Annotated in this window: 17 protein-coding genes, 1 tRNA gene and 1 riboswitch; of the genes, 13 read left to right on the forward strand and 5 right to left on the reverse strand. The window is 53.3% G+C overall.

Annotation, left to right across the window (positions count from 1 at the left end; all coding sequences use genetic code 11):
* Positions 1–98: 98 nt before the first annotated feature.
* The 12 genes from FEF65_RS03235 to FEF65_RS03290 all read left to right on the forward strand — a co-directional run bounded on the left by FEF65_RS03235 (position 99) and on the right by FEF65_RS03290 (position 15,373).
* On the forward strand, positions 99–1,895 hold the full coding sequence (locus tag FEF65_RS03235; protein WP_138238342.1) for a chloride channel protein: 1,797 nt from the start codon (positions 99–101) through the stop codon (positions 1,893–1,895).
* Entirely contained in the window at positions 1,888–3,981 is a 2,094-nt protein-coding gene (locus tag FEF65_RS03240) for an ATP-dependent helicase (RefSeq protein WP_138238343.1), read from the forward strand. Before FEF65_RS03235 ends, FEF65_RS03240 begins: the two co-directional genes overlap by 8 nt.
* Positions 3,982–4,057: 76 nt before the next feature.
* Positions 4,058–4,807 (forward strand): triose-phosphate isomerase, encoded by a 750-nt coding sequence (gene tpiA, locus FEF65_RS03245; protein WP_138238344.1) that lies wholly within the window; start codon positions 4,058–4,060, stop codon positions 4,805–4,807.
* 13 nt (positions 4,808–4,820) lie between these two features.
* A complete protein-coding gene (secG, locus tag FEF65_RS03250; RefSeq protein ID WP_138238345.1) occupies positions 4,821–5,198 on the forward strand; it encodes a preprotein translocase subunit SecG in 378 nt (125 codons plus the stop codon).
* A 44-nt stretch (positions 5,199–5,242) separates the two neighbouring features.
* Positions 5,243–5,329: transfer RNA gene (locus FEF65_RS03255), tRNA-Leu, on the forward strand.
* Positions 5,330–5,695: 366 nt separating this feature from the next.
* Positions 5,696–6,841, forward strand: coding sequence for a Card1-like endonuclease domain-containing protein (locus tag FEF65_RS03260; protein WP_161595167.1), 1,146 nt, complete (start codon positions 5,696–5,698; stop codon positions 6,839–6,841).
* Positions 6,842–6,900: 59 nt separating this feature from the next.
* Complete coding sequence (locus tag FEF65_RS03265; RefSeq protein WP_138238347.1) at positions 6,901–10,512, forward strand: tetratricopeptide repeat protein; 3,612 nt, start codon at positions 6,901–6,903, stop codon at positions 10,510–10,512.
* Positions 10,513–10,594: 82 nt separating this feature from the next.
* Positions 10,595–10,852 (forward strand): complement resistance protein TraT, encoded by a 258-nt coding sequence (gene traT, locus FEF65_RS03270; RefSeq protein WP_138238348.1) that lies wholly within the window; start codon positions 10,595–10,597, stop codon positions 10,850–10,852.
* A gap of 313 nt (positions 10,853–11,165) precedes the next feature.
* Complete coding sequence (locus tag FEF65_RS03275; RefSeq protein WP_138238349.1) at positions 11,166–11,666, forward strand: ATP-binding protein; 501 nt, start codon at positions 11,166–11,168, stop codon at positions 11,664–11,666.
* Positions 11,663–11,992, forward strand: a complete 330-nt coding sequence (locus FEF65_RS03280) for an STAS domain-containing protein (protein ID WP_138238350.1) — start codon at positions 11,663–11,665, stop codon at positions 11,990–11,992. The genes FEF65_RS03275 and FEF65_RS03280 overlap by 4 nt, the downstream gene beginning before the upstream one ends.
* A complete protein-coding gene (gene ubiD / locus FEF65_RS03285; RefSeq protein ID WP_138238351.1) occupies positions 11,989–13,449 on the forward strand; it encodes a 4-hydroxy-3-polyprenylbenzoate decarboxylase in 1,461 nt (486 codons plus the stop codon). Before FEF65_RS03280 ends, ubiD begins: the two co-directional genes overlap by 4 nt.
* 22 nt (positions 13,450–13,471) lie before the next feature.
* A complete protein-coding gene (locus FEF65_RS03290; protein WP_138238352.1) occupies positions 13,472–15,373 on the forward strand; it encodes a tetratricopeptide repeat protein in 1,902 nt (633 codons plus the stop codon).
* Between the two features lie 235 nt (positions 15,374–15,608).
* Here the strand turns inward: FEF65_RS03290 and FEF65_RS03295 are convergent, their stop codons facing one another.
* The 5 genes from FEF65_RS03295 to FEF65_RS13470 all read right to left on the reverse strand — a co-directional run bounded on the left by FEF65_RS03295 (position 15,609) and on the right by FEF65_RS13470 (position 18,771).
* Positions 15,609–16,040 carry a TerB family tellurite resistance protein gene (locus tag FEF65_RS03295; RefSeq protein ID WP_138238353.1) on the reverse strand — a complete coding sequence of 144 codons (432 nt, stop codon included), beginning with the start codon at positions 16,038–16,040 and terminating at the stop codon, positions 15,609–15,611.
* Between the two features lie 182 nt (positions 16,041–16,222).
* Positions 16,223–16,645 (reverse strand): PilZ domain-containing protein, encoded by a 423-nt coding sequence (locus FEF65_RS03300; RefSeq protein WP_161595168.1) that lies wholly within the window; start codon positions 16,643–16,645, stop codon positions 16,223–16,225.
* A 68-nt stretch (positions 16,646–16,713) separates the two neighbouring features.
* Complete coding sequence (locus tag FEF65_RS03305) at positions 16,714–17,430, reverse strand: sulfite exporter TauE/SafE family protein (RefSeq protein ID WP_138238355.1); 717 nt, start codon at positions 17,428–17,430, stop codon at positions 16,714–16,716.
* A gap of 59 nt (positions 17,431–17,489) precedes the next feature.
* Positions 17,490–18,392, reverse strand: coding sequence for a D-hexose-6-phosphate mutarotase (locus FEF65_RS03310; RefSeq protein WP_138238356.1), 903 nt, complete (start codon positions 18,390–18,392; stop codon positions 17,490–17,492).
* A 217-nt stretch (positions 18,393–18,609) separates the two neighbouring features.
* Positions 18,610–18,771 (reverse strand): hypothetical protein, encoded by a 162-nt coding sequence (locus tag FEF65_RS13470; RefSeq protein WP_162847933.1) that lies wholly within the window; start codon positions 18,769–18,771, stop codon positions 18,610–18,612.
* A gap of 166 nt (positions 18,772–18,937) precedes the next feature.
* Positions 18,938–19,159, forward strand: a riboswitch (cobalamin riboswitch).
* 225 nt (positions 19,160–19,384) lie between these two features.
* Here FEF65_RS13470 and FEF65_RS03315 point away from each other — a divergent pair.
* A complete protein-coding gene (locus FEF65_RS03315) occupies positions 19,385–21,277 on the forward strand; it encodes a TonB-dependent receptor (RefSeq protein ID WP_138238357.1) in 1,893 nt (630 codons plus the stop codon).
* The last annotated feature ends 18 nt before the right edge of the window (positions 21,278–21,295 follow it).

Below are 21,295 nucleotides of genomic sequence, written 5' to 3' on the forward strand. Positions count from 1 at the left end.
GGGTCGCGGCCAGACCGGCAAGCCGGCGTACGCAGACAGGCGCTAACAAAATCATCTGTTCCTGCTAACATCCCCCTCGACCAGCGCAAGGATGTGAGATGGTATTGTGGACTAAATTACAACAACAGAAAGCGGCGCTACTGATGTGGATTCAGCGACAGGAAACCCTGATCATGGTATTGCTCGCCGTTGTCATCGGTGTACTGGCAGGCTACGTAGCACTGCTGCTCCGGTTTGCCATTGAATGGGTCAGTCTTTTCTGGACAGGCGAACGCACATGGGAAGAGGCCTTCGCCAACACACCCTGGTACATTTTTCTTATTGCTCCGACCATCACAGGGCTATTGGTCGGCTGGATTGCCGTCCGCTTTCTGCCGGGCGGAGAGCTGCGCGGGGTAACCGGTGTACTGGCGGATATGGTAGAACGACGCGGGCGCATCCATCCACGACAGCTGGGCACAGAAACGGCTGGCTCAGCTCTCTCCATTGGCGGTGGTGCCAGTCTCGGCCGCGAAGGCCCCACCGTCGCGCTTGGTGCGCTGATCGCATCGGAAATCGGCCATCGGCTGGGTATGACCGAACAGCAGCTTCGCATCCTCATTGGCTGCGGTGTTGCTGCCGGCATTGCCGCTTCATTCAATACCCCCATCGCCGGGGCTCTGTTCGCCCTTGAGGTGATTCTGGCTGATTACGCCATCGCCACATTCAGCCCGATCGTCATTGCATCGGTGCTGGCAACGGTCATTGCCCGCTCCGAAGTGGGTAATTTCCCGGCCTTTACCGTGACCGAATACCACCTGATCAGCGCCTGGGAAATACCCGCCTATATCGTGATGGGTGCCATCTGTGGCCTGGTCGCCACGGTCATGATCAAGTCGATGGCGCCGACACGAAAATATCTGGCAGGGCTCATTCCTGACCGGCGACTCAGGCCCGCTGCTGTCGGTTTTGTCATTGGAGTGATGGGACTGATGCTGCCGGAGATCATGTCAATCGGCTACGGCACGGTCGGCTCAATGCTGCTTGAACAGATCAATCCCCATATCATGGGGCTGATTGTGCCCTTGTCGTTGTTTCTCGGCGTACTGTTGGCAGGCAAACTTCTCGCGACCATTTTATGCGCTTCCGGCGGCTTCCCCGGAGGCCTGTTCGGGCCGGCTCTGTTTATGGGGGCAACCGTAGGTGCCCTGTTCGGAGATCTGGCTCATAATTTCTCACCTTCATATTCAGAGAGTTATGGCGCCTATGCACTGGTGGCCAGTGGTGCACTGACTGCCGCCGCCCTGCAGGCACCACTCACCGTCATGCTGATCGTATTCGAAATGACGGCGGATTATCACATCATGCTGCCACTCATGGCCGCCTGCAGTGTCGCCACACTGGTCACTCGCTCTTTCGGCAGAGCCTCTGTTTTTACCGAAGCACTGGAAGAGCGGGGAATTGAATCACACTGGAGCCTTGAACAATCATGGATGCGGGCGGTGCCAATCACCCGCATTCCATGGCGGGCGATACCGCGCGTATCCGGCCATGCCAAGCTTGGCGAGCTGAAGCAGGTTTACACCGGCTCCGGCAAGGGCTGCGTGCAGGTAGTGGATGATGAGGGGCTGATGATCGGCATTGTAACCTTTGCCGATTTACAGAACTGGCTGATCGATCCGGCACTGGATGAGATCGTGGTTGCCGCTGAGGTCGCCAACAGAAACGTGGCGGTGATCTCTGAAGAGGGCAGCCTGCTTGAGGCGATTACCGTTCTCGACCGGGAGACATTTGAACAAATGCCGGTTGTCGCGGCAGATAATCCCCGTAAGGTGCTGGGCATGCTTTCACGTAATGCCATTTTCTCAACCTACCATAAAATGATCGTCAAACACGGGGAGGGGGAGCGTGTCTGAACTGAACCAGGCTCAACAGGCTGCTGCCGAAGCCGGTAACGGCCCCCAGCTGATTCTTGCCGGCGCAGGCTCCGGTAAAACACGCACCATAGTACACCGGATCGGCCACCTGATAGCGGCCCGTGGTGTCGCGCCTCATCGCATTCTTGCCGTCACCTTTACCAACAAGGCTGCAGCGGAACTCAAATCCCGACTGAGCCAGCTGATCGGCGATGACGGTGGCGGCGTGGTTTCCGGCACCTTCCACTCCATATCTCTGCGCATGCTGCGCCGTTATGCCGATGCACTGGGGTTTCCACGCACCTTTCAGGTGATCGATGCCGACGACCAGAAAGCGCTGGTCAAACGGCTGCTGAAACAGGCCAACATTGCCACTGATCGACTGCACCCGTCCTACCTGCTGGGCTGGATCGAACACTGCAAACATGCCGGCCAGACGCCGGAGAGTGCGCCGGCATGTCACTGGAACGGTACCGATGTACGCGCTCTTTATGCCACCTATCAACAACAGCTGCGCGAGCATGAGCGTATGGACTTCTCCGACCTTATTCTCAACTGCGTACTGTTGATGCGTGAGCACCCGGGCGTGTCCGAAGCCCTGCGCCGGCGCTTTGACCATGTACTGGTGGATGAATATCAGGATACCAACCCCGTACAACATGAGTGGCTCACCCTGATGTGTGCCGATCACCACAACCTGACCGTAGTCGGGGATGATGATCAGAGCATCTACGGCTGGCGTGGTGCGGATGTCCGCCACATTCTTGATTTCGAACGCATCTGGAGCGGCGCCAGCGTCCACCGGCTGGAAGAGAACTATCGCTCCAGCGGGGCGATCCTGAATCTGGCCAATGCCATCATCAAAAAGAATGAAGATCGTCACGACAAATGCCTGCGCGCGACCAGAGAGTATGGCTCACTGCCCCAGTGGAATATCTGTAACGATGAGTACGATGAGGCCCGAAAGATCACGGCAGAGCTGATCAACTGGCGGAGTGCAGGCTATGCATGGCATGAGATGGCGGTGCTTTACCGCTCCAACCGCCAGTCACTTGCCCTGGAACAGGTATTGCGCGAGGCGGCATTACCCTATCGCATTGTGGGCGGCGTAGGCTTCTTTGAGCGACTGGAGATCAAGGACGCGCTGGCCTACTGGGCCCTGCTGAACCGTTGTGGTGACACGCTGCAGCTGCTGCGCATCTGCAACAAACCGAAACGGGGTATCGGCAACAAGGGCGAGGAGCAGCTGGCTGCCCAGCTGGCAGCATCGGGTCTGCGAGCCAGTGACTGGCTCGACCTCCTGGCTGAAGGCAAGGCAACCGGAGCGGCTGGAAAGCTTGCCCCTCTGGCAAAACTGATCAGTTCGCTGCGACAGGATGTTGATCAAATACCGGATCGCGGGCTGATGCAGCTGCTGCAGGCAAGCGGCTATCTCGACAGCCTGCAATCGATGGGGGAGCTGGAGGCAGCCACCCGTATCGATAATATTCGCACACTGCAGAGCTATATCGAGCTGACCATGGAGCAGGAGCTGACACCGGTTGAGTTCATGGATCGGGCCGCTCTGTTGCAGAGCAGTGAGGAGATGCAGCAGGATAATGATGACACCATTACACTGATGAGTCTGCATCGGGCCAAAGGGCTTGAGTTTGACTGTGTGGTACTGCCCGGCGTTGAAGAGGGGCTGTTGCCACACCAGCGCTCACTCGACGATGGCGAGGCCGGCATCGCAGAAGAGCGGCGCCTGCTCTATGTCGGCATCACACGTGCCCGTCGCCAGCTGAAACTGACGACTGCACGCGTACGCAGGCTGTTCGGGGAGATGCATTACCCGCAACCCAGTCGCTTCATCAGGGACCTTCCCGCTGACATTCTGCAACCTGATACACCGGTAATGCCACAAACGACCGCGATACCGGCCGCTGGTGGCGTACAAATCGGCAGCAATGTGCTTCATCCCAGTTTCGGCGAAGGCGTGATTCTTGCCAGTGAGGGAACCGGTGATGCCACCAGAATCACCGTTCAGTTCAGAAAATCGGGGCTGAAACGACTGATGCTCAAATATGCGGCGCTGCAAATTGTATGACATCTTCATTTCCGCTTGCGCATATGCACTATTTTCCTAGACTTTGCGACCATTTTTGGCTTCGAGGGGTATTACAATGACAGGTTCGAAACGCTGCCTGATTGCAGGCAACTGGAAAATGAACGGTCTGCTGCAGGAAGCCAGAGACTTTATCGCTGCTTTTGGCAGCAATCCCGCACCGGAAAGCGTCGAAATTGCACTGATGCCTCCATTCACCCTGTTGCACCCGATGTCGGCACAGCTTGCAGAGATGCAGATCGAACTCGGTGCGCAGAACGTGTACTATGAAGACAAGGGTGCATTCACCGGCTCCATCTGCCCGCTGATGTTGCGCGATGCAGGCTGCCACTATGTGATTCTCGGTCACTCCGAGCGCCGCAGCATCATTGGCGAAAGCAACGCCCAGATCCGCTCCAAGCTGAATGCCTCCTGGCTGCACGGCCTTGAGCCGATTCTCTGCATCGGCGAAACACTCGAGCAGCGCGAGCGCGGCATCACCAACATGGTGCTGGCCGAACAGCTGGCAGTACTCAAGGGCGCGCCTAAAAATGCACCTCTGACCATTGCTTACGAGCCTGTATGGGCGATCGGCACCGGTGTTACCGCAACCAAGGAGCAGGTCACAGAAACCCACGCATTCGTACATGAGGAGCTTACCCGCCTCGGACACGACTGCCGTGTGCTCTATGGTGGCAGCGTTAATCCGGGCAATGCAGAAGAGCTTCTTTCATGCCCGGGTGTTGAAGGTGCCCTCGTCGGCGGTGCCAGCCTTAAGGCCGACTCTTTTATGCAAATCGTCAAAGCCGCTATCAACGTAGCGAGCTAAGGAGAACTATAACATGACAACAATCCTGATCATCGTCCATGTGTTGATCGCAGTACTTCTCATCGGGGTCGTACTCGTACAGCGCGGACAGGGTGCCGATATGGGCGCCTCTTTTGGCGGCGGTGGTGCACAAACCCTGTTCGGCAGCCGTGGTTCCGGTTCATTCCTGGGCAAGGCTACCGGTGGCCTGGCAGCAGCATTTATGCTGACCAGCCTGACCCTTGCTTTCTTCTCGCAGCAGCAGACCGGCTCGGTTGTTGATCGGGCACTTGCAGGAAAGGCTCCGATACAGCAGGATGCGGGCGCGCCGGCACAAGAGGGTTTTGATCCGTCAAAACTGAAGAGCGATACGCCGGCATCACCTGCTGACAATCTACCGTCTGCAGAATAAGTTTCACTGTCGATCACGGGCATAAGCCCGGGGCTGACATGAATGCCGAAGTGGTGAAATTGGTAGACACGCCACCTTGAGGTGGTGGTGGGCTAACGCCCTTGCTGGTTCGAGTCCAGTCTTCGGTACCAACGACAAGAGGGGATGTGACACTGTCACGTCCCCTCTTTGCTTTTATGCCCGGCAATCGCCGGCGCGCATGTCAGCCAACAATGATCATTCGGAAAATGGGTAGCGCCTCATTTATCCCCCGTAACTAGCAACTAAAGAACTGCCCCCATTGTCCTGCCCGAGAAATGGCAAAGTTGCCTTGATCAGCCAAAATTCGCTGGGAAGGCCTTAATGTAGACCAAGGTTTTTTCCGATTTCTGCCCGGTCGAGCGGAACACGGAGAAAAAACGCGGTTATTCAGAGTATCCCTTATTGACTCATGCCATCCAAAAGAAAAACTGGGTTCATAATGAAGTAAGCTTGATGAGGGAGGGGCTATTTCTACTTTGATTCAGAATGTATCGCGGAGCGCGATACCAAACCTTGTTGCTATTCGAACGTTTAAACCATCCAAGGTCATTTGGGTTTGCCCGGAAGATGCAAAGCAATATTGCGAAAGATTATATCAGTGGGCAAAAGCGGAAGTGCCCCAGCAAGAGGTTTGGGCAGTAGAAACCTCTAACCCAAAGAAGTTGTCGTCTCAGTTGTTGGCGAAGTTTTCCGGCCTCGATTCAGAGGGGCAGTACGTTTACCATTTAAGCAGCGGACCCAAAGTTCTGACATCGATTGGGATGTCGGCTTTCTTACTCAATTTCGATCAGAAGCATGGTGAGGTCATCGTCTATGATGAACCGAATCAGTCATTTGATGTGCTCTACCCTACCGAACGCGATGATCAATATCCCAGTGAACTGGTTTCCCTGGAAGAGATGCTTAAGGCGCATGGCAATTCGTATGATCGGAATCGCCCCATGCGTTCGACACATACGTGTCAGAAAAGGTTACCGCATGTTGAGCAGCTCAAAGCACTCTCTCCAGATGTGAAGCGGGCAATGAAGGGAAAAGTACTCAATGGACTGCATGCTCCGGATTCAACTCACCGTGAGTTCTCTCTGGTCAGTAAGAAGAGTGGAAAAACCATCCACGAATTTCCAGAGCCATTGATCCGTGCGTTTCGGATAGTCGGAGAGATTGGCTTACTGAAGAATCTGACGATTGGTTCGAGTGGTCATCTGAGCTTTTCAGCTCAGGACAATAATGTGTATGGGTACATCAATGGCGGATGGCTCGAAGATTGGGTTGGTGGCGTGCTGGCAGACCTTGAATGGTCGGGAGCCGGGGTTGGCGTTCAAGTGTTGATGGATGCGGCCTTGTCCAATAATGACAGCCAGGAAATCGATTTCCTTGGCGCCAGAAACAACAAGCTTGTGTACCTGTCCTGCAAGCATACGGCCAAGCTGACTTCGGACGAATTGTTTGAACTGGATTCACTTCGTGATGATCTGTGTGGTGACGGAAATTTTACGATAGGAATCGTCCATGCCGGGGCAATTGGTTTGGGGATGATGGATAAGGCCAAGCGTCTGAATATCAATGTGATCAACCCTTGGGCCAAGAATGCTGCGCAAGAATTAAAGCGGATCATTTCATAAGGCGATACAGGATTTGTCCGTAGAACGTCTAATCTCAGCATTCCATAGGAGAAGAAGTAATGGCAATCGGTGATCGGAAGAAGAGTGATGAGTTGTTCGACACAAAGGCGCTGCAAGAGCGGCGCAACAAGCGAGCACTGCGTCTTTTCACGAATCGTGACGATGAACGAGATTTGCTGAAAAGATATTTTCATACGATCGGCACGGATGGAGAAGAACTTGAAGGGCCAGTTCTGAACTTCTGGGGTGTTGGTGGTGTCGGTAAGAGCACCCTTCTTAAAAGAGCGTGGGAAGAGTTCGAGGAAGAGCATCCTGACAGTTCATTGCGCCTAATCCACATCGACCTGGATTCGGACAAGAGCGAATCTCTTTCTCCGATTGAACTGTTATGGAAATTGCGATCCCTAGTTTTCAAATATGGGAAGGTCTCATTTCCTCTATTCGATCTTCTCTATGTGAAATATAAAAAGTTGAACGATGAACCAGTTGATGTAAAAACAGGTCCGTTGCTTTCCACTATTGAGAAATTGAGGGATGCGTCGGACATTGGGAGTAATTTTGCCGACGTTCTGGAGAAAGTGACTGGTTCAACCGCTCTTACTGTTGTGATTGGCAAGCATGTCATCAGTGCTGTGTGGGGTAAGTTCAAGCAAAGCTCTTCGGCAAAAGCTATCAGCTTTAATCTCGACGATATTGATGAGTTAAAGGTGGCCGATTTCGAAAAGATTCTGCCTGAAGTTCTGGCTGCCGAGATGGGCGCTTATCTTGTATCTGCCAATCGAACGATCTGTATCGCGCTGGATGGTTATGAACGTGTCCGGAAGCCGGTAGAGAAGCTGCTGGTGGAGCACTTTATTTCGCGGTTACTGACTAACCCTGATTACTATCCACATGTTGGAATTTTAGTAATGGGACGTAACGAACTGGATTGGTCTGAATATGATTCGGCTCTTCAGGAGCTGCTGGATGACGGTAGCGATGAGCATTGGAACCCATATCTAGATCAACATCGGCTTGGCGGATTGAGCAAAAGCTATGCAAAGCAGTTTCTTGACGTTGCAGTTGAGCTTTACCAGGAGGAAAAGCGGGATGATCTGGCGACTCTTGTCCGAGACAACAGGGATGAGATTGCAGCAGCCTCGATGGAAGCAGGAACCGAGGGTACGGAGTCTTATCATCCCTTCCACCTTGATCTGTGCCTGGAGCAGATCGAGAAACAGCGAGCTGGTTTTGATGCCGGAAAACACCTTGGCAAGACACCCAAGGAACTAAGAACCCGCTTTCTGAAGTATCTGGATGATAATAGCCGGGAATGGCATTACGCATTTGCACTTTGTGGTGAGTTCGACGAGGAGCTATTTAGTTATCTGGTTGATAAAAAATCGATCTCGGGTTCATTGCAGGAGTTCTATCGCTTCGTTTTGGGTTACTCCTATGTTACGCCTCAGAATGGCGAGAATTCTTTCAAGTTTCATCGACTGATGCAGAACTCGTTAATCGCAGACATTGCATCCAGAAATGAGATTGATCGGGATATCCTAAGAAAGAGTGTGCTGGAAAAACTGATTGGATTTTATGACAGCAGATTCGTTGGTCGGAAGCTTGAAGCTTTGCTAAAAGAGGGGTTCGAATATTATCAGCGAGCCACCGACATGCTTATTCATTCTGTACGAGCAAACGTAATTTCTTTGAGTGAGGCTAGCCAAAAGGCGGTGGAGTGGGATAAGGCATTTTCATCGGCTTTCTTGCCCGTGCGTGAACTTTGCGTAAGGAAGTGGCTATTGCTGAAGAGCGAACTTCTTGGTGATGACACCCTTCAGGTAGCAGATAGTTTATACGCCTTAGGTTTGATGTTGGCAAAACAGGGCAAGTACGACGAATCAGAGCAGGCCTTGAAATCAGCTTTGGAAACTCGTGTCAGTGCACTTGGCGAGGATCATTCGCAAGTAAGCACAATACGTCATGAGCTGGCCTTGGTGCTTAAGGCGAAAGGTAACTACATAGAAGCGAAAGAGCAGCTTTCTAAGTCTCTATGGATTAAACGCCACTCTGAGAGCCTGCCTGAGGACAGGTTCACCAAATTGAACAACTTGGCTCTGATATTAATGACACAGCGTAATTACGACGGCGCTGTCCGACTATTATGCAAATCGCTCGCCATGAAAGTATCTCAATATGGCGAAAGCTCCTCTGAATTGGTTGGTGTCCTGGATAATTTGGCTATAGCCATGGATAAGCAGTGCAACTATCACTATGTATATGCGTTGCATAATAAGTCTTTGGAGATAAAGCGCGCTTGCTACGGGAATGTAGATCTTAGTATCGCGAAAAGCCTGAGTTATTTGGGTTTTATTATGGATGTTTATGCAAACGATCTCGCAGCGGAGAAAATGTTGCGAGAGTCTTTGGGTATTTATCGCCAGATGCTGGGGGATGACAACCCGGAAGTGGCAACCGGCATGAAAAACTTGGCGGTCGTGCTAGCACATAGGCAGCAATACGTAGAAGCTGAATCCCTGTTCCGTGAGGCTATTTCTTTAAAGAAAAAACTTCATGGCGAACCTTTGGATGTAGCGGATTGCATATTTGATCTGGCTATGATGATGGAAGAACTTAAAAGGTATCAGGAAGCTGAACTGTTGTTGCGCGAGGCGCTACAAATTGCTCGCAGGTCTCTTGGCGATGAGAATGACAGGGTTGTTCACTTTTTGTATAGGCTTATGGATGTGCTTAGACGCCAAGGAAAAGTCGATGATGAGGTTGAAAGACTTTATTCCAACTGGAGTGAAAGCGATCCCTTTCATGTTCCAATGATTGCGACTGATCTAGATCGTAATTTGGAGAAGATGGCCCTAGGAAATGATGCAAAAGAAATGAACAAAGTGGCGGAAGCAAGTAAATACGATAGCAGAGGCCTAAGGTTCAGGGATAAATTCAGCAGAGCAAACGAAAAAATTGGGTTGTTCGAACGTCTTGAGGCTCTTGATGAGCAAGAAGCATGCGAAATGAGCCTAAAGGATATATTAATCGATATTGGTATCGAGGCTGATGGAATTCCAGCAGCATCATATGTCTCATATGATGATTTGGACCTCTTTGAGATAGCAAAAATCTATATTCCATCTCTAGCAGCTTCGATAATTGATGCCACTGGTGCTGGGATTTATTTAGATCCTTATAGCAAATTTGATGGGTGGATTGTTAAGGGAAGCGTTGCTATTGCGAATGGATCTGGCCCGATAATGGATAGCTCTTTGGAAACAATGCTTGCTTGGGCAAAAATCCCGTTTCTTCAAGTTGACACCTTTATAGACTATGGAAATTATGAAGAGATACGTTATTCAATTTTTTGCCCTGGGATTGGAGGGGAAGACGACCTTAAACTATCAGGCACGTTAGATGGCGATACTGACTTTGATATGGATGATATAATTCTCGCGGCCTGTGAGGAATCAATTGATTTCAACAAGTGGAATACTGGGCATGATTGGGCTGAATCGTCCAAGCGCTTAAAGCGGCTTGCTTCTCAAGCAAAAATAGAGAATCGAGATTGGGCCAGTGTAGTTGGTAATAATGAATCTCATTGGTTGGACAACTATTCGGATGAAGATATTGAATCCATGAAGACTTCTCATGAACCAAATGAGGCAGACGAAGACACGCCTTTCTAAGTGACAGGTTTTGTCCGGCTGGACTGGATACTTCACCAATACGGGGGGACCCGAACATTTAATTTGGTGAGGTATTTAAAACATGACGACGAATTTCTTTAAGCCGGTCGTCGCAGTAATCGCTCTTATTTCGCTTTGGATGTTGAGCGGCTGTGCCGCTACGCAGACGGCGATTTCCAAACGCAATCTCGATGTGCAGACCAAGATGAGTTCCACGGTGTTCCTGGACCCGGTTGCTCCTGAAAAAATGACGATCTTTGTGCAGGTTCGCAACACTTCGGACAAGCAACTTGAGCTTGATGGTGCCATCCGCACAGCCATTCAGGGCCACTGCACATAGGGGGCATGCACATAGGGGTCAGGACTCGTTTCGCGCATTTTCATCGGCGGATTTAAGGATACGACTCTCCGTTAAATGGTGCAGTCCGCAATAAGTTGCAATCTCGCATGGTATAGCCGTGTTTCCTGCAGGCTTCCCGTATTCAGTCGCCTCGCTCCCTCAATCACTCCCCGAACCCTTCGATCCGAACGATGGAACAGAGTGACAGCTGCGATTCTCAGCCCCCCAGCACTGCCAGTTGCGTTTGAACGCATTGGACGCCAAGCTTGGCAAGCAGCATAATGTGGAGACATTGCTGCCCGAATGAGGTGCCATGACAGCTAACCCATGGATACAGGACGTCGCGTTCCCGGACTGTGAAAACAGCCATGTAGGCAAGATTTGCCTGCAAATGAACTGCAACAGCGATTGTGTACATATCCTGCGCTCCATTGTGGCTGTCATGACTGCACGCACCGGCATGAGCGAACTGCAAAGCAATCGCGTTGCAATTGCCGTGGATGAACTGTTTGCCAATATCGCCAGCCATGCCTATGACGGAAAACCGGGTAAAGTCGAGTTTGAGTGTCGCATTGATGAAAGCAGCGACAGTGGCGGCGAGCTCATTATCGACCTCCGGGACTACGCCTCATGCAACTGGAGCGGCTGCCTGGAAGAGGCCGCATCCCGCACCATCGATCACGAAAACCCCTGTCCGGGCGGACTGGGATTAAAACTCATATGCGCTGTGGTTGACGAATGTGAGCATACACGCTTGCCTGATGGCAATCACTGGCGCCTTATTTTCAAATTTAACGGGAGAACAAACACATGAATGTTAAGCTGACATGCGAGCGGATTGATCAGGATCAGCATACCGTACTGTTGCGTGTGAGCGGCGATGTCACCATACACACCTCTCCCCGCCTCAGAGAGCAGCTTAAGCCTCTTTTTTCAGCCAGCATGAAGCAGATCCGCGTCGCTCTTGATGGCGTAGGTTTTATGGACTCATCCGGCATCGCCACCCTTGTCGAAGGGCTGCAATGGGCCCGGATGACCGGTGGTCGCTTTGTCCTCTCCGGCCTGAGTGAAAACGTACGCGATGTATTTGAACTGGCCAAACTGGATACCGTTTTTGAAATCGAGAGCATCCCGGCATGAGCTACCGGGACATGCGCGCCTTTATTGCCGACCTGGAGGCAAGAGGCCTGCTCAAACGGATTACCACCGAAATCAGCAGCCGGCTCGAGATTACCGAGATTTCCGACCGGGTCCTGCGGGCTGGCGGACCGGCACTGTTGTTTGAAAACGTCACCGGCTCGGATATGCCCGTGCTTACCAATCTGTTTGGCACATCCGAACGCATTGCGCTGGGCATGGGGCGCGAATCGGCTGGCGAACTGCGTGAAATCGGTGAGCTGCTGGCCTACCTGAAGGAGCCTGAACCACCCAAAGGACTTCGGGATGCATGGGAAAAGTTTCCTGTGCTCAAAAAAGTCATGGATATGCAGCCGAAAACCACTTCAAAGGCACCATGGCAGGAGATTGTTCTCAGCGGTGATGATGTCGACCTGAACCGCCTGCCGATCCAGACCTGCTGGCCCGAAGATGCAGCACCGTTGCTGACCTGGGGACTGGTGGTCACCAAAGGGCCGAATAAACCACGCCAGAATATCGGCATCTATCGCCAGCAGCTGATCGGAAAAAACAAGCTGATCATGCGTTGGCTCAAACACCGTGGCGGCGCCCAGGATCACCTTGAGGCCTCAAAATCCGGTGCAGAACGATTCCCCTGTGCCGTGGTGATCGGAGCCGATCCGGCCACGATTCTCGCCGCTGTCACACCTGTGCCCGATACGTTGTCGGAATATCAGTTTGCCGGCCTTCTGCGCGGCGAAAAAACCGTCCTGACCGACTGTCTGTCGGTACCTTTGCAGGTACCCGCATCAGCTGAAATCGTGCTCGAAGGCTATGTTTCACTCGATGAATATGCCGAAGAGGGTCCGTTCGGGGATCATACCGGCTACTACAATGAAACGGAGATGTTCCCGGTCTTTACCGTGGAGCGCATGTGCATGCGCAAGGATGCCATCTACCACTCCACCCATACCGGCAAACCGCCGGATGAGCCGGCCATTCTCGGACTGGCCTTCAATGAGGTTTTTGTCCCCATTCTGAAGAAGCAGTTTCCGGAAATTGTCGACTTCTACCTGCCCATGGAAGGGTGCTCGTATCGCCTTGCCGTGGTGTCGATCCGCAAGGGGTATGCAGGCCATGCCAAGCGGGTGATGTTCGGCATCTGGTCCTATCTGCGCCAGTTCATGTACACCAAATTTATCATTGTCGTCGATGAAGATATCGACTGCCGCTCATGGCCTGAAGTGATATGGGCCATCACGACACGCAGTGACCCTGCCCGCGACTTTACCATGGTCGACCGGACCCCCATTGATTACCTTGATTTTGCCTCGCCTGTTGCAGGCCTGGGTTCAAAGGTCGGCATTGATGCCACCAACAAGTGGGAGGGTGAAACCGATCGTGAATGGGGCAGACCGATCTGCATGAGTGATGACATCAAGCAGCGGGTTGACCTGCTGTGGGACGAGTTGGGCTTGTGATGCGTAAAGCTCCCCGGTTATCATGAATCTGCGCAGGCTGTTGCTGCTGCCTCTCATCGTTGCCGGTGCAACGGTCGGTTATTTCTACTTCTCGACACCGGATTACAGCAATATCAGTGGCGATCCGTTAACTGCCGGGACGACAGCCTTCGAGAAAGGTGACTTCGATGCCGCCGCCGACCTGTTCAAGAGCGCTGCCAAACAGGGAAGTGCGGCCGCCCAATACCGCTATGCCATGCTTTACCGGGATGGCAAAGGGGTCGCCCAGGATGATACCCAGGCCGTACGCTGGCTGAAACTCGCGGCAGCACAGGGATATAAAGATGCCCAATACGAGCTGGCCGTACTGCTGGAAAGCGGTCGCGGTGTTGACCAGACCGATCCTGCTGCTGCACTGCAGTGGTTTACCCGCTCAGCCATGCAGGGCCACGCAGGAGCACAGCTGCACCTGGCCAGCATGTATGCCGAGGGTTCAGGGACGAAAAAAAATGATACAGAGGCGCTGTCATGGGCTATCAAGGCTGCGGCAGCCGGCAACCCCGAAGCAGCCTCCTATCGTCAGCAACTGCTTAACCGGGTCACCGCCTCGGCCTCGAACGGCGATGCCGCTGCACAATTTGTTCTGGCCATGCTCTATCAGCAGGGGCAGGGCTTGAATGCCGATATGCAAAAGGCGGAAAACTGGCTTCGCCAGAGTGCGGAGCGCGGCAATGCGGAGGCACAGTTTCATCTGGCTGAGCTACTGGCTTCACGCCCGTCAGATTCAGGCATGACCGAGGCTGCAGACTGGTTTCTCAAGGCTGCTGCCCAAAATCAGATTCAGGCGGCTGCAGCCATTGGCGTTCTCTATGCCACCGGCCATGGCATCGAAAAAGACCGTCAGCAGGCGATACACTGGCTGGAGATTGCCGCCAATGCCGGAGATATACGGGCACAGGCCAATCTGGGCGAAGTATATGGCGATGCCGGCATGCAGCAGGAGGCACTGCACTGGCTGACAGCCGCGGCTCAGGCCGGCGTTGCCGATACCGAAAACAACCTCGGCGTCATCTACGCACTGGGCCTTGGCGTCACAAAGGATATGCGCAATGCCGTTGCATGGCTGCAGAAAGCAGCTGCAGAAGACAATGCTGCCCAGTATAACCTTGGCCTGATGTATCTGCTTGGTACAGGCGTTATCCGTAACGATGAAACCGGCGCCTCGTGGCTGAAACAGTCCCGTCAGAACGGCAATGCACGCGCGGCACTGTTGCTTGGCATACTCTTTGACCTCGGGCGAGGGGTGGTCACCGATCGTGAAGAGGCCATCAAGTGGTATCAACAGGCGGCAGAGCTTGGTGATGCAGATGCCATCTACAACCTCGCGGTGCTCTATTATCATAAACAGGATTATGCGGCAGCACTGCCTCTGTTTGAGAAGGCCGCCAATAACGGCGACAGCAATGCCCAAAATATTCTTGCCACGATGTACCTGTGGGGACAAGGCATTAAGGCCAGCCCGACCGAGGCTTTTACATGGTTTGAAAAGGGCGCCAGGGGTGGCAATGCCATGGCCCGCTTTAACCTGGGTAATCTCTACCGCAAGGGTGAGGGGAGCGAGCAAAAGGATTCACAGGCGGTGTTCTGGTACAAACAGGCGGCAGAGCAGGGCTTTGATCAGGCCGAGAATGCACTGGCCTATATGTATGCACTGGGTCGTGGTACCGCCATGAATAAAAAACTGGCGCAACAGTGGTTCGATAAGGCGGCCGGCCAGGGACTTGAGATTGCCAGCCAGAATCTGAAGCTGCTGATGCAACAGCAAAACGGTTTCACCCTTGCTACTCACGCCATTGATGTGACAACCCGGGCAGATCTGTTCACGGACAAACAGATCGACCTTTCCAGCCAGCTGCAAATGCACCGCATTCCCCGGCTGCACTAGGGAGATGCTGATTTATTGCCATCCTGGCAAAAATCAGTTCGCAAAGACAAAAGCGTGGTTTTGTCTTTGCATACAAATCAGGCACTTACGCGTCTGATTTGGCGAGCCGTCCATGGCTCGCTCGGAAGCGCCGACACATCAGCGCTTCCCCAGGGAGATGCTGATTGATTGCCATCCTGGCAAAATTCAGCCCGCTGCTTTTAGCAGAGACCCCGCCCGGCCACTGGTTGAGACCTCAATGACCCGTCCGCTTGACCTTGACACATCGGGCAAGAAATTCGTTGTCAGGAATATCCAGGTGACGCGCAGCCCGATTAAACAGCTCCTCTTCATACTCCAGCGTCCCCGTATGTGTCAGTGCAATGGCCCAGATATCCCTTAACAACTGGATACGCTCACTCACAGGCAGCTGATTACGGAGCTCATCGGCCACCGAATCGATATCACCCTCAGCCGGGTTGAAACTGTTAATTTCTCGTATCACCATCTCAGGATCGGTGTGATAATCATGGGTAAGGATTCGGACGACAATATCCAGCTCTCTTTGCTCTGCCTTGCCATCCGACCAGACCATATGCAGCAAAAATCTGGAAATAAGATCCTGTAACTCGAGCGCCGTCAGTTTCTTTGTTTTCGCGGCGTGTTTTTTAAACAGATTGAACAACATCTGCGTTACTACCTCCCCACCCTGAATTCCAGCCAGCCATCCTGGCATATATAAGAGACCAGAACCCATTTCCGATCCGATGCAACAACAGATGGATATCCCCAAATATTTTCACAAGCAACGATGATAACGATACAGCCACCATACAATCACTTGCCCCTCTGCTATAGACCAGGCTCTCGTCAGCTCTGGTGACGCATCATCAGTGCATGCCTTGAATGTGTCGTATCCAGCATACCGATCCGACTGCAGCTGTTCTCATCAAAATGCACCCCGATCCCGTCATCCGTGACCCGGGCAACCTGTCCACTCAGGCGGACAGGATCCCGCTCGGAGAGAAATGTCAGCAGCAAATCCAGCTCTTCCCCCACCTTGAAGGCAGCCGGAGTTTCGATAAACACACCTGTTGCACTGACATTACGGGCATGACCGTAATGGTTGGTATCATCACGCGTTGAAAGGCTCAACAGCTCTGTGTAGGGAATTCGAGGGGCGACACGGGCTTCCCCTCTCCAGTCAGACATCAGATCAAGCAGCTGTGAACGAGCCTCTTCAGGCAGCTCGGCAGCGATTGATGACAATCGCTCAAGAAGGTCAGAATCCACAATCACCATAATAAAACAAAGACTACCGCTTAAAAAAAGACAGGCAAACAGAATGATCGTCAGCTGTGTCAGCCGTGAACAATCATGTATAAAGCAATAGCAGCCAGCAGAATCGCCACATACTGCTGAAACCGCTCCCGCGGCATGCGCTCAATCACCCGCTTTGCCGACCAGGTGCCCAAAACCATCGCACAGCTCATGATGGCAGCCAGTATCCAGAATTGCATATCCGTCTGCAGATAGTGCTGATATATGACACTTTTGACGCCATGCATCACAAGTGCGGTGACCGCTTCACTGGCAATATAGGCCACCGGCGGCAGACCAAGGGAAAGAAACACTGCTGCACCAAGTGGCCCGGCACTGCCGGCAAGCCCCGACAGAAAACCGGTGACGGCACCTCCTGCCAATAGCAGAAGAGGGCCTTTGCCAACATGCAGCCAACCGAAATATTTCAGCATAACAAACACAAGGATCAACAGCCCGATGACTCGAATCACCAAATCCTGCGGCAGTTGCACAAACGAGAGAGCCCCCAGTGCACTGCAGGGAATAGCCGCCAGCAAAAACTGACTGACCGGCCGCCAGTGGATCTGACTAAAACCAAAGCCAACCCTTGAAAGATTGCCGACAAACTGGGCGACCGTCAGCAGAGGAACTGCCTTATCCACCCCGACGGTCGCAACCAGCAGGGGCAATAACAACAGCGCGCCACCAAAGCCTGCTGCACCGGATATGGCGGCGGCAACAAACGCCGCCACAAACAGAAGCATGGATTCAAACATCAGGTCCTCGTCAAATGAAAATAGTGTGGCGCCTTACCTGTGAAGGCGCCACAGGAATATCAGAGTGCTTCGCTGCTGTATTCGACCGCAAGCCGGTGTGTCGCACCTGCGGCCAGCTCGACCACATCATCCGCGGCATTGGCCGTTTCAACACAGAGCATCTTCAGATAACCATCCGGCCCCAGATCGCCCATCCGCAGCGTCTTTTCGATCCATGGGTTCCAGACGATGGTGGAGGCACTGCCTTCGCTGCGAATCAGAATCCGCCGCCCCATCACAGGGTCGACGATGGCACAGCTGTGACCAGTGCCCAGATAGATTCGGTCCACTTCAGAAGCAATCGTGACAGCCCCCTGCTGGGTATGCTTGCCACCTGCAACCTTATCCAGGTAATCGCATCCATCCAGCCCTTCAACCTGAGCCTGACGCACGTCTCCAACGAGAAAGTAGGTATGCAGTGCATCGCCGAGCGTAAACGGAGTAGCCCCCAGGTTGGTGGTTTCCAGCGTCATCTGCAAAGTGCTGCCTACCGTCACGTGCAGCTGTACGCGCAACGGGTGAGCACACTGCCTGCGCGTGGCGTCCGTCTCCACCATTTCAAAACTGATGCTGGTACGACCATCCTCCAGCGATGAAGAAGCAACCGGTTTCCACTCCACTGTACGGGCAGGACCATGTCCCGGCAGACTCGAATCGGTCGCATGCGGACCAAACCATGGCCAGCAGACCGGCACACCGCCACGCAGTGATTTACCCGGCGCAAACACCGCCTCATCGGACATCCAGATCAGTGGCTGCTCGCCCATGGCCTGAAATCCAACCAGGTGTGCCCCCTGCAAAGCCATAGAGGCGCAGCCAAGGCTGTTTTCAATCTCGACCACAGCCATGCCGGCCGGGCCACTCAAAAACGTTATCTGATCGGTCATACCAAATGTCTTGTTCAGTTCATCGACGATGCTCATCACTCCCCTCCATTGATTAGTAACGGCATGAGAGGCTATGCCCGCACCTGCATCGATACAATCGGAAAGCAGCAGCGCTATATGGCGTGTTCTCCGCTATCCGGAGCAGGGCACAGGAAATAACACTTTATCCCCAAAAGCGTGGAATGCATGAGCAACCGGGAGATCATCAAAGGGGAGGGCCGTTACATGGATACTGTGAATAAGTCGGTCTTTCTCAGCTTGCCAGCCAGTCGTCCACACTGGGGGTCTTGTCCTGGTTGTCATCGGCATCATCGCCCACTTCAATACCCAGCTTGCGAAGGCGCTTCTCTTCGGCCTTTTTCTGTTTGGCTAGTTCTTTCTGACGTTTCTCAAACTTAAAATTCGGCTTGGCCAACCGGGCACCTCCACGGGCGTGATATGTCCGGTCAATGCAAGCGGAATCACTGCTGAATTCATTTTTTTATGCAGACATCGCCAACTCTGCCAAATTTTCTGGCCGTCGTCCCGAAATAGTCACACGTCCATATCCGCTGACATGGACGCCATCGGACCATGCCGCTAGGGTTGCCGGCGTTTCAGGTGTCCCGATGTCATGATGACAAAGGGATTAAACGGGAAGTCCGGTGCGGTGATCAATCACAACCAAGTCCGGCGCAGCCCCCGCTACTGTAGGCCAGACAACGCTGTTTATATCCACTGGGTGACGGATTCATGATCACCTGGGAAGGTGACAGCTGCGGATGAAGGCAAGCCAGGAGACCGGCCGGAAACACGGCATGACTGCACAACGGAGTCGACCTGATTTCTATCTCTGCCAAGGTGCGGCAACATCACACCACCACCGGGATGAATACAGCGATTGCACCAGCATGCCATCGGTTTGAAGCCTCGGAGGGGGGTGTTACCGGAGCTGACGGTGCCACCATTGCCCCTTCCGATCCGCATACATGCCGCTTCCGCTGCTGATAACCGCCCACATTAACAGGCGCGGCGGGCGCGGGAGAAACATGACATACAAACCACTGATAGCGACATCGCTATTGATCGCAATGACCACATCGGCTCAGGCAGCAGACCTGGGCGAAATCAACGTCACGGCAAATCGTACAGAAGCATCCACATCGACATCCCCTCATACAGTCACAATCATTGAGCGCAAGGTGATTGAGCAGTCCCATGCAGAAAATGTTGTTGAACTGCTGAAAGGACAACCGGGCATTGTCGTATCCGACAGCAGCGGCATCGGTGCCAAGGCCCAGGTGGATCTGGGCGGTTTTGGCGAGTCGGCAGCCTCCAACAGCGTTGTACTTGTCGATGGCCGACGCATCAACAGCCCCGATTTATCAGGAACAGACTGGACGCAGATTCCGGTCGATCAGATTGAACGCATCGAAATCATGCACAGCGGTGGCTCTGTATTGTATGGCCAGGGAGCTGTGGGCGGCGTCATCAATATCATCACCCGTATTCCGGAGGATGGCGGCAATATCAGCGTGGAAGGGGGCAGCTTTGCAACCGTTGGCAGCCGCGTCAGAGCAGGTGCAACAACCGGAAAAATACGCATGGAAGGAAATTTTTCCGGCCTGAAATCGGATGGCTACCGCAAAAACAGCAAAATAGAGCGCTATGACGGCGGATTACGCGGAGAGATTGACCTCTCCGAGGCGGCAACGCTCTACTTCAGCGGCAACCATCATATCGATCGCACCGGCCTGCCCGGCCCGCTGACCCAGGCGCAGATGCAGGCCAACCGCAAACAGAGCCTGACCCCGGCCAATTACGCCAATGCCACCGATGACTTTATCAATGCCGGTGTCATGGCCGATATCGGCGCTGTACACATCGATCTTCCGGCCAGTTATCGCAAACGGGACAACAATGCGGTCTACGGCGCATTTACCATGAATGGCAAGCTGAATACGCTGTCATTGCGCCCTAAATTTGATTTTGAACAGGCCATCGCCGGCATAACAAGTCACCTTGTTGGCGGCAGTGATATCGAGCGAACGACAGGTACGTTTGGCGGCATCAAATCCCGGCGCAACACGGCCGGCTACTATGGCTTTGCCACACTTTCGGATGCAGACGGGCGCTTTGCCATCTCCGGCGGCTATCGTGGTGAAAACTCGCGAGACCAGCTGATGCAGGGCGGCAACAGCAGCATCAGTAACCATAAAGGTGTGTACGATATCGGCCTGACCGCAACGCTGGGCGGATTCCACCTGGGCATCAATCATAGCACCTCGGTTCGCATGCCACTGGTCGATGAGCGCTTCGACTGGTTTACCGGTAACTGGAACCAGGCCCTGCGTATGCAAACAGGAAAACACGTTGGCATCAGCGGCCGCTACGGCAACGACCATAGCTATGCCGAGCTGACATTCAGTCGCGCCGAGCTCACCGATGAAATATTTTTCAACCCGCTCACCTTTGCCAATGAAAACTACAATGCCCGGACACGTCATGATGTCATGATGCTGAGCGGTCGCTGGGATGCAGGTCAGCTTCTGAAATTCGGTGGTAATATCACTCGCAACCATGCAAGCTTCCGTGGAGGCATCTATGCCGGGAAGGTGATTCCGGCCGTAGCACGTATGCGTGCCGGTGCTGACTGGACAGCAGACTGGAGCAAGCAGGTGCAATCCATACTGAAACTGACCTATGTCGGGCCGTCATACCTGATCAGTGACCAGGCCAATGCCCGCCCGCAACTGCCTGCCTACCTGCTGGTGGACACCGTACTCAATTTTTCTCTGAAAAACATGGAGCTGTTTGTTCGCGTCGACAACCTGACCAACAAACAGTACAGCAGCTATGGCGTCACATCCGCCTTTGCCGGGGATAACTACTATCCGGCAGCAGGTATCGGTGTGAGAGCCGGAGCCAGCTATCACTTCTAGCATCAGGTTATGGCCATG

It is taken from the genome of Mariprofundus erugo (assembly GCF_005818865.1).
In the GTDB taxonomy this organism is placed as follows: Bacteria; Pseudomonadota; Zetaproteobacteria; order Mariprofundales; family Mariprofundaceae; genus Mariprofundus; species Mariprofundus erugo.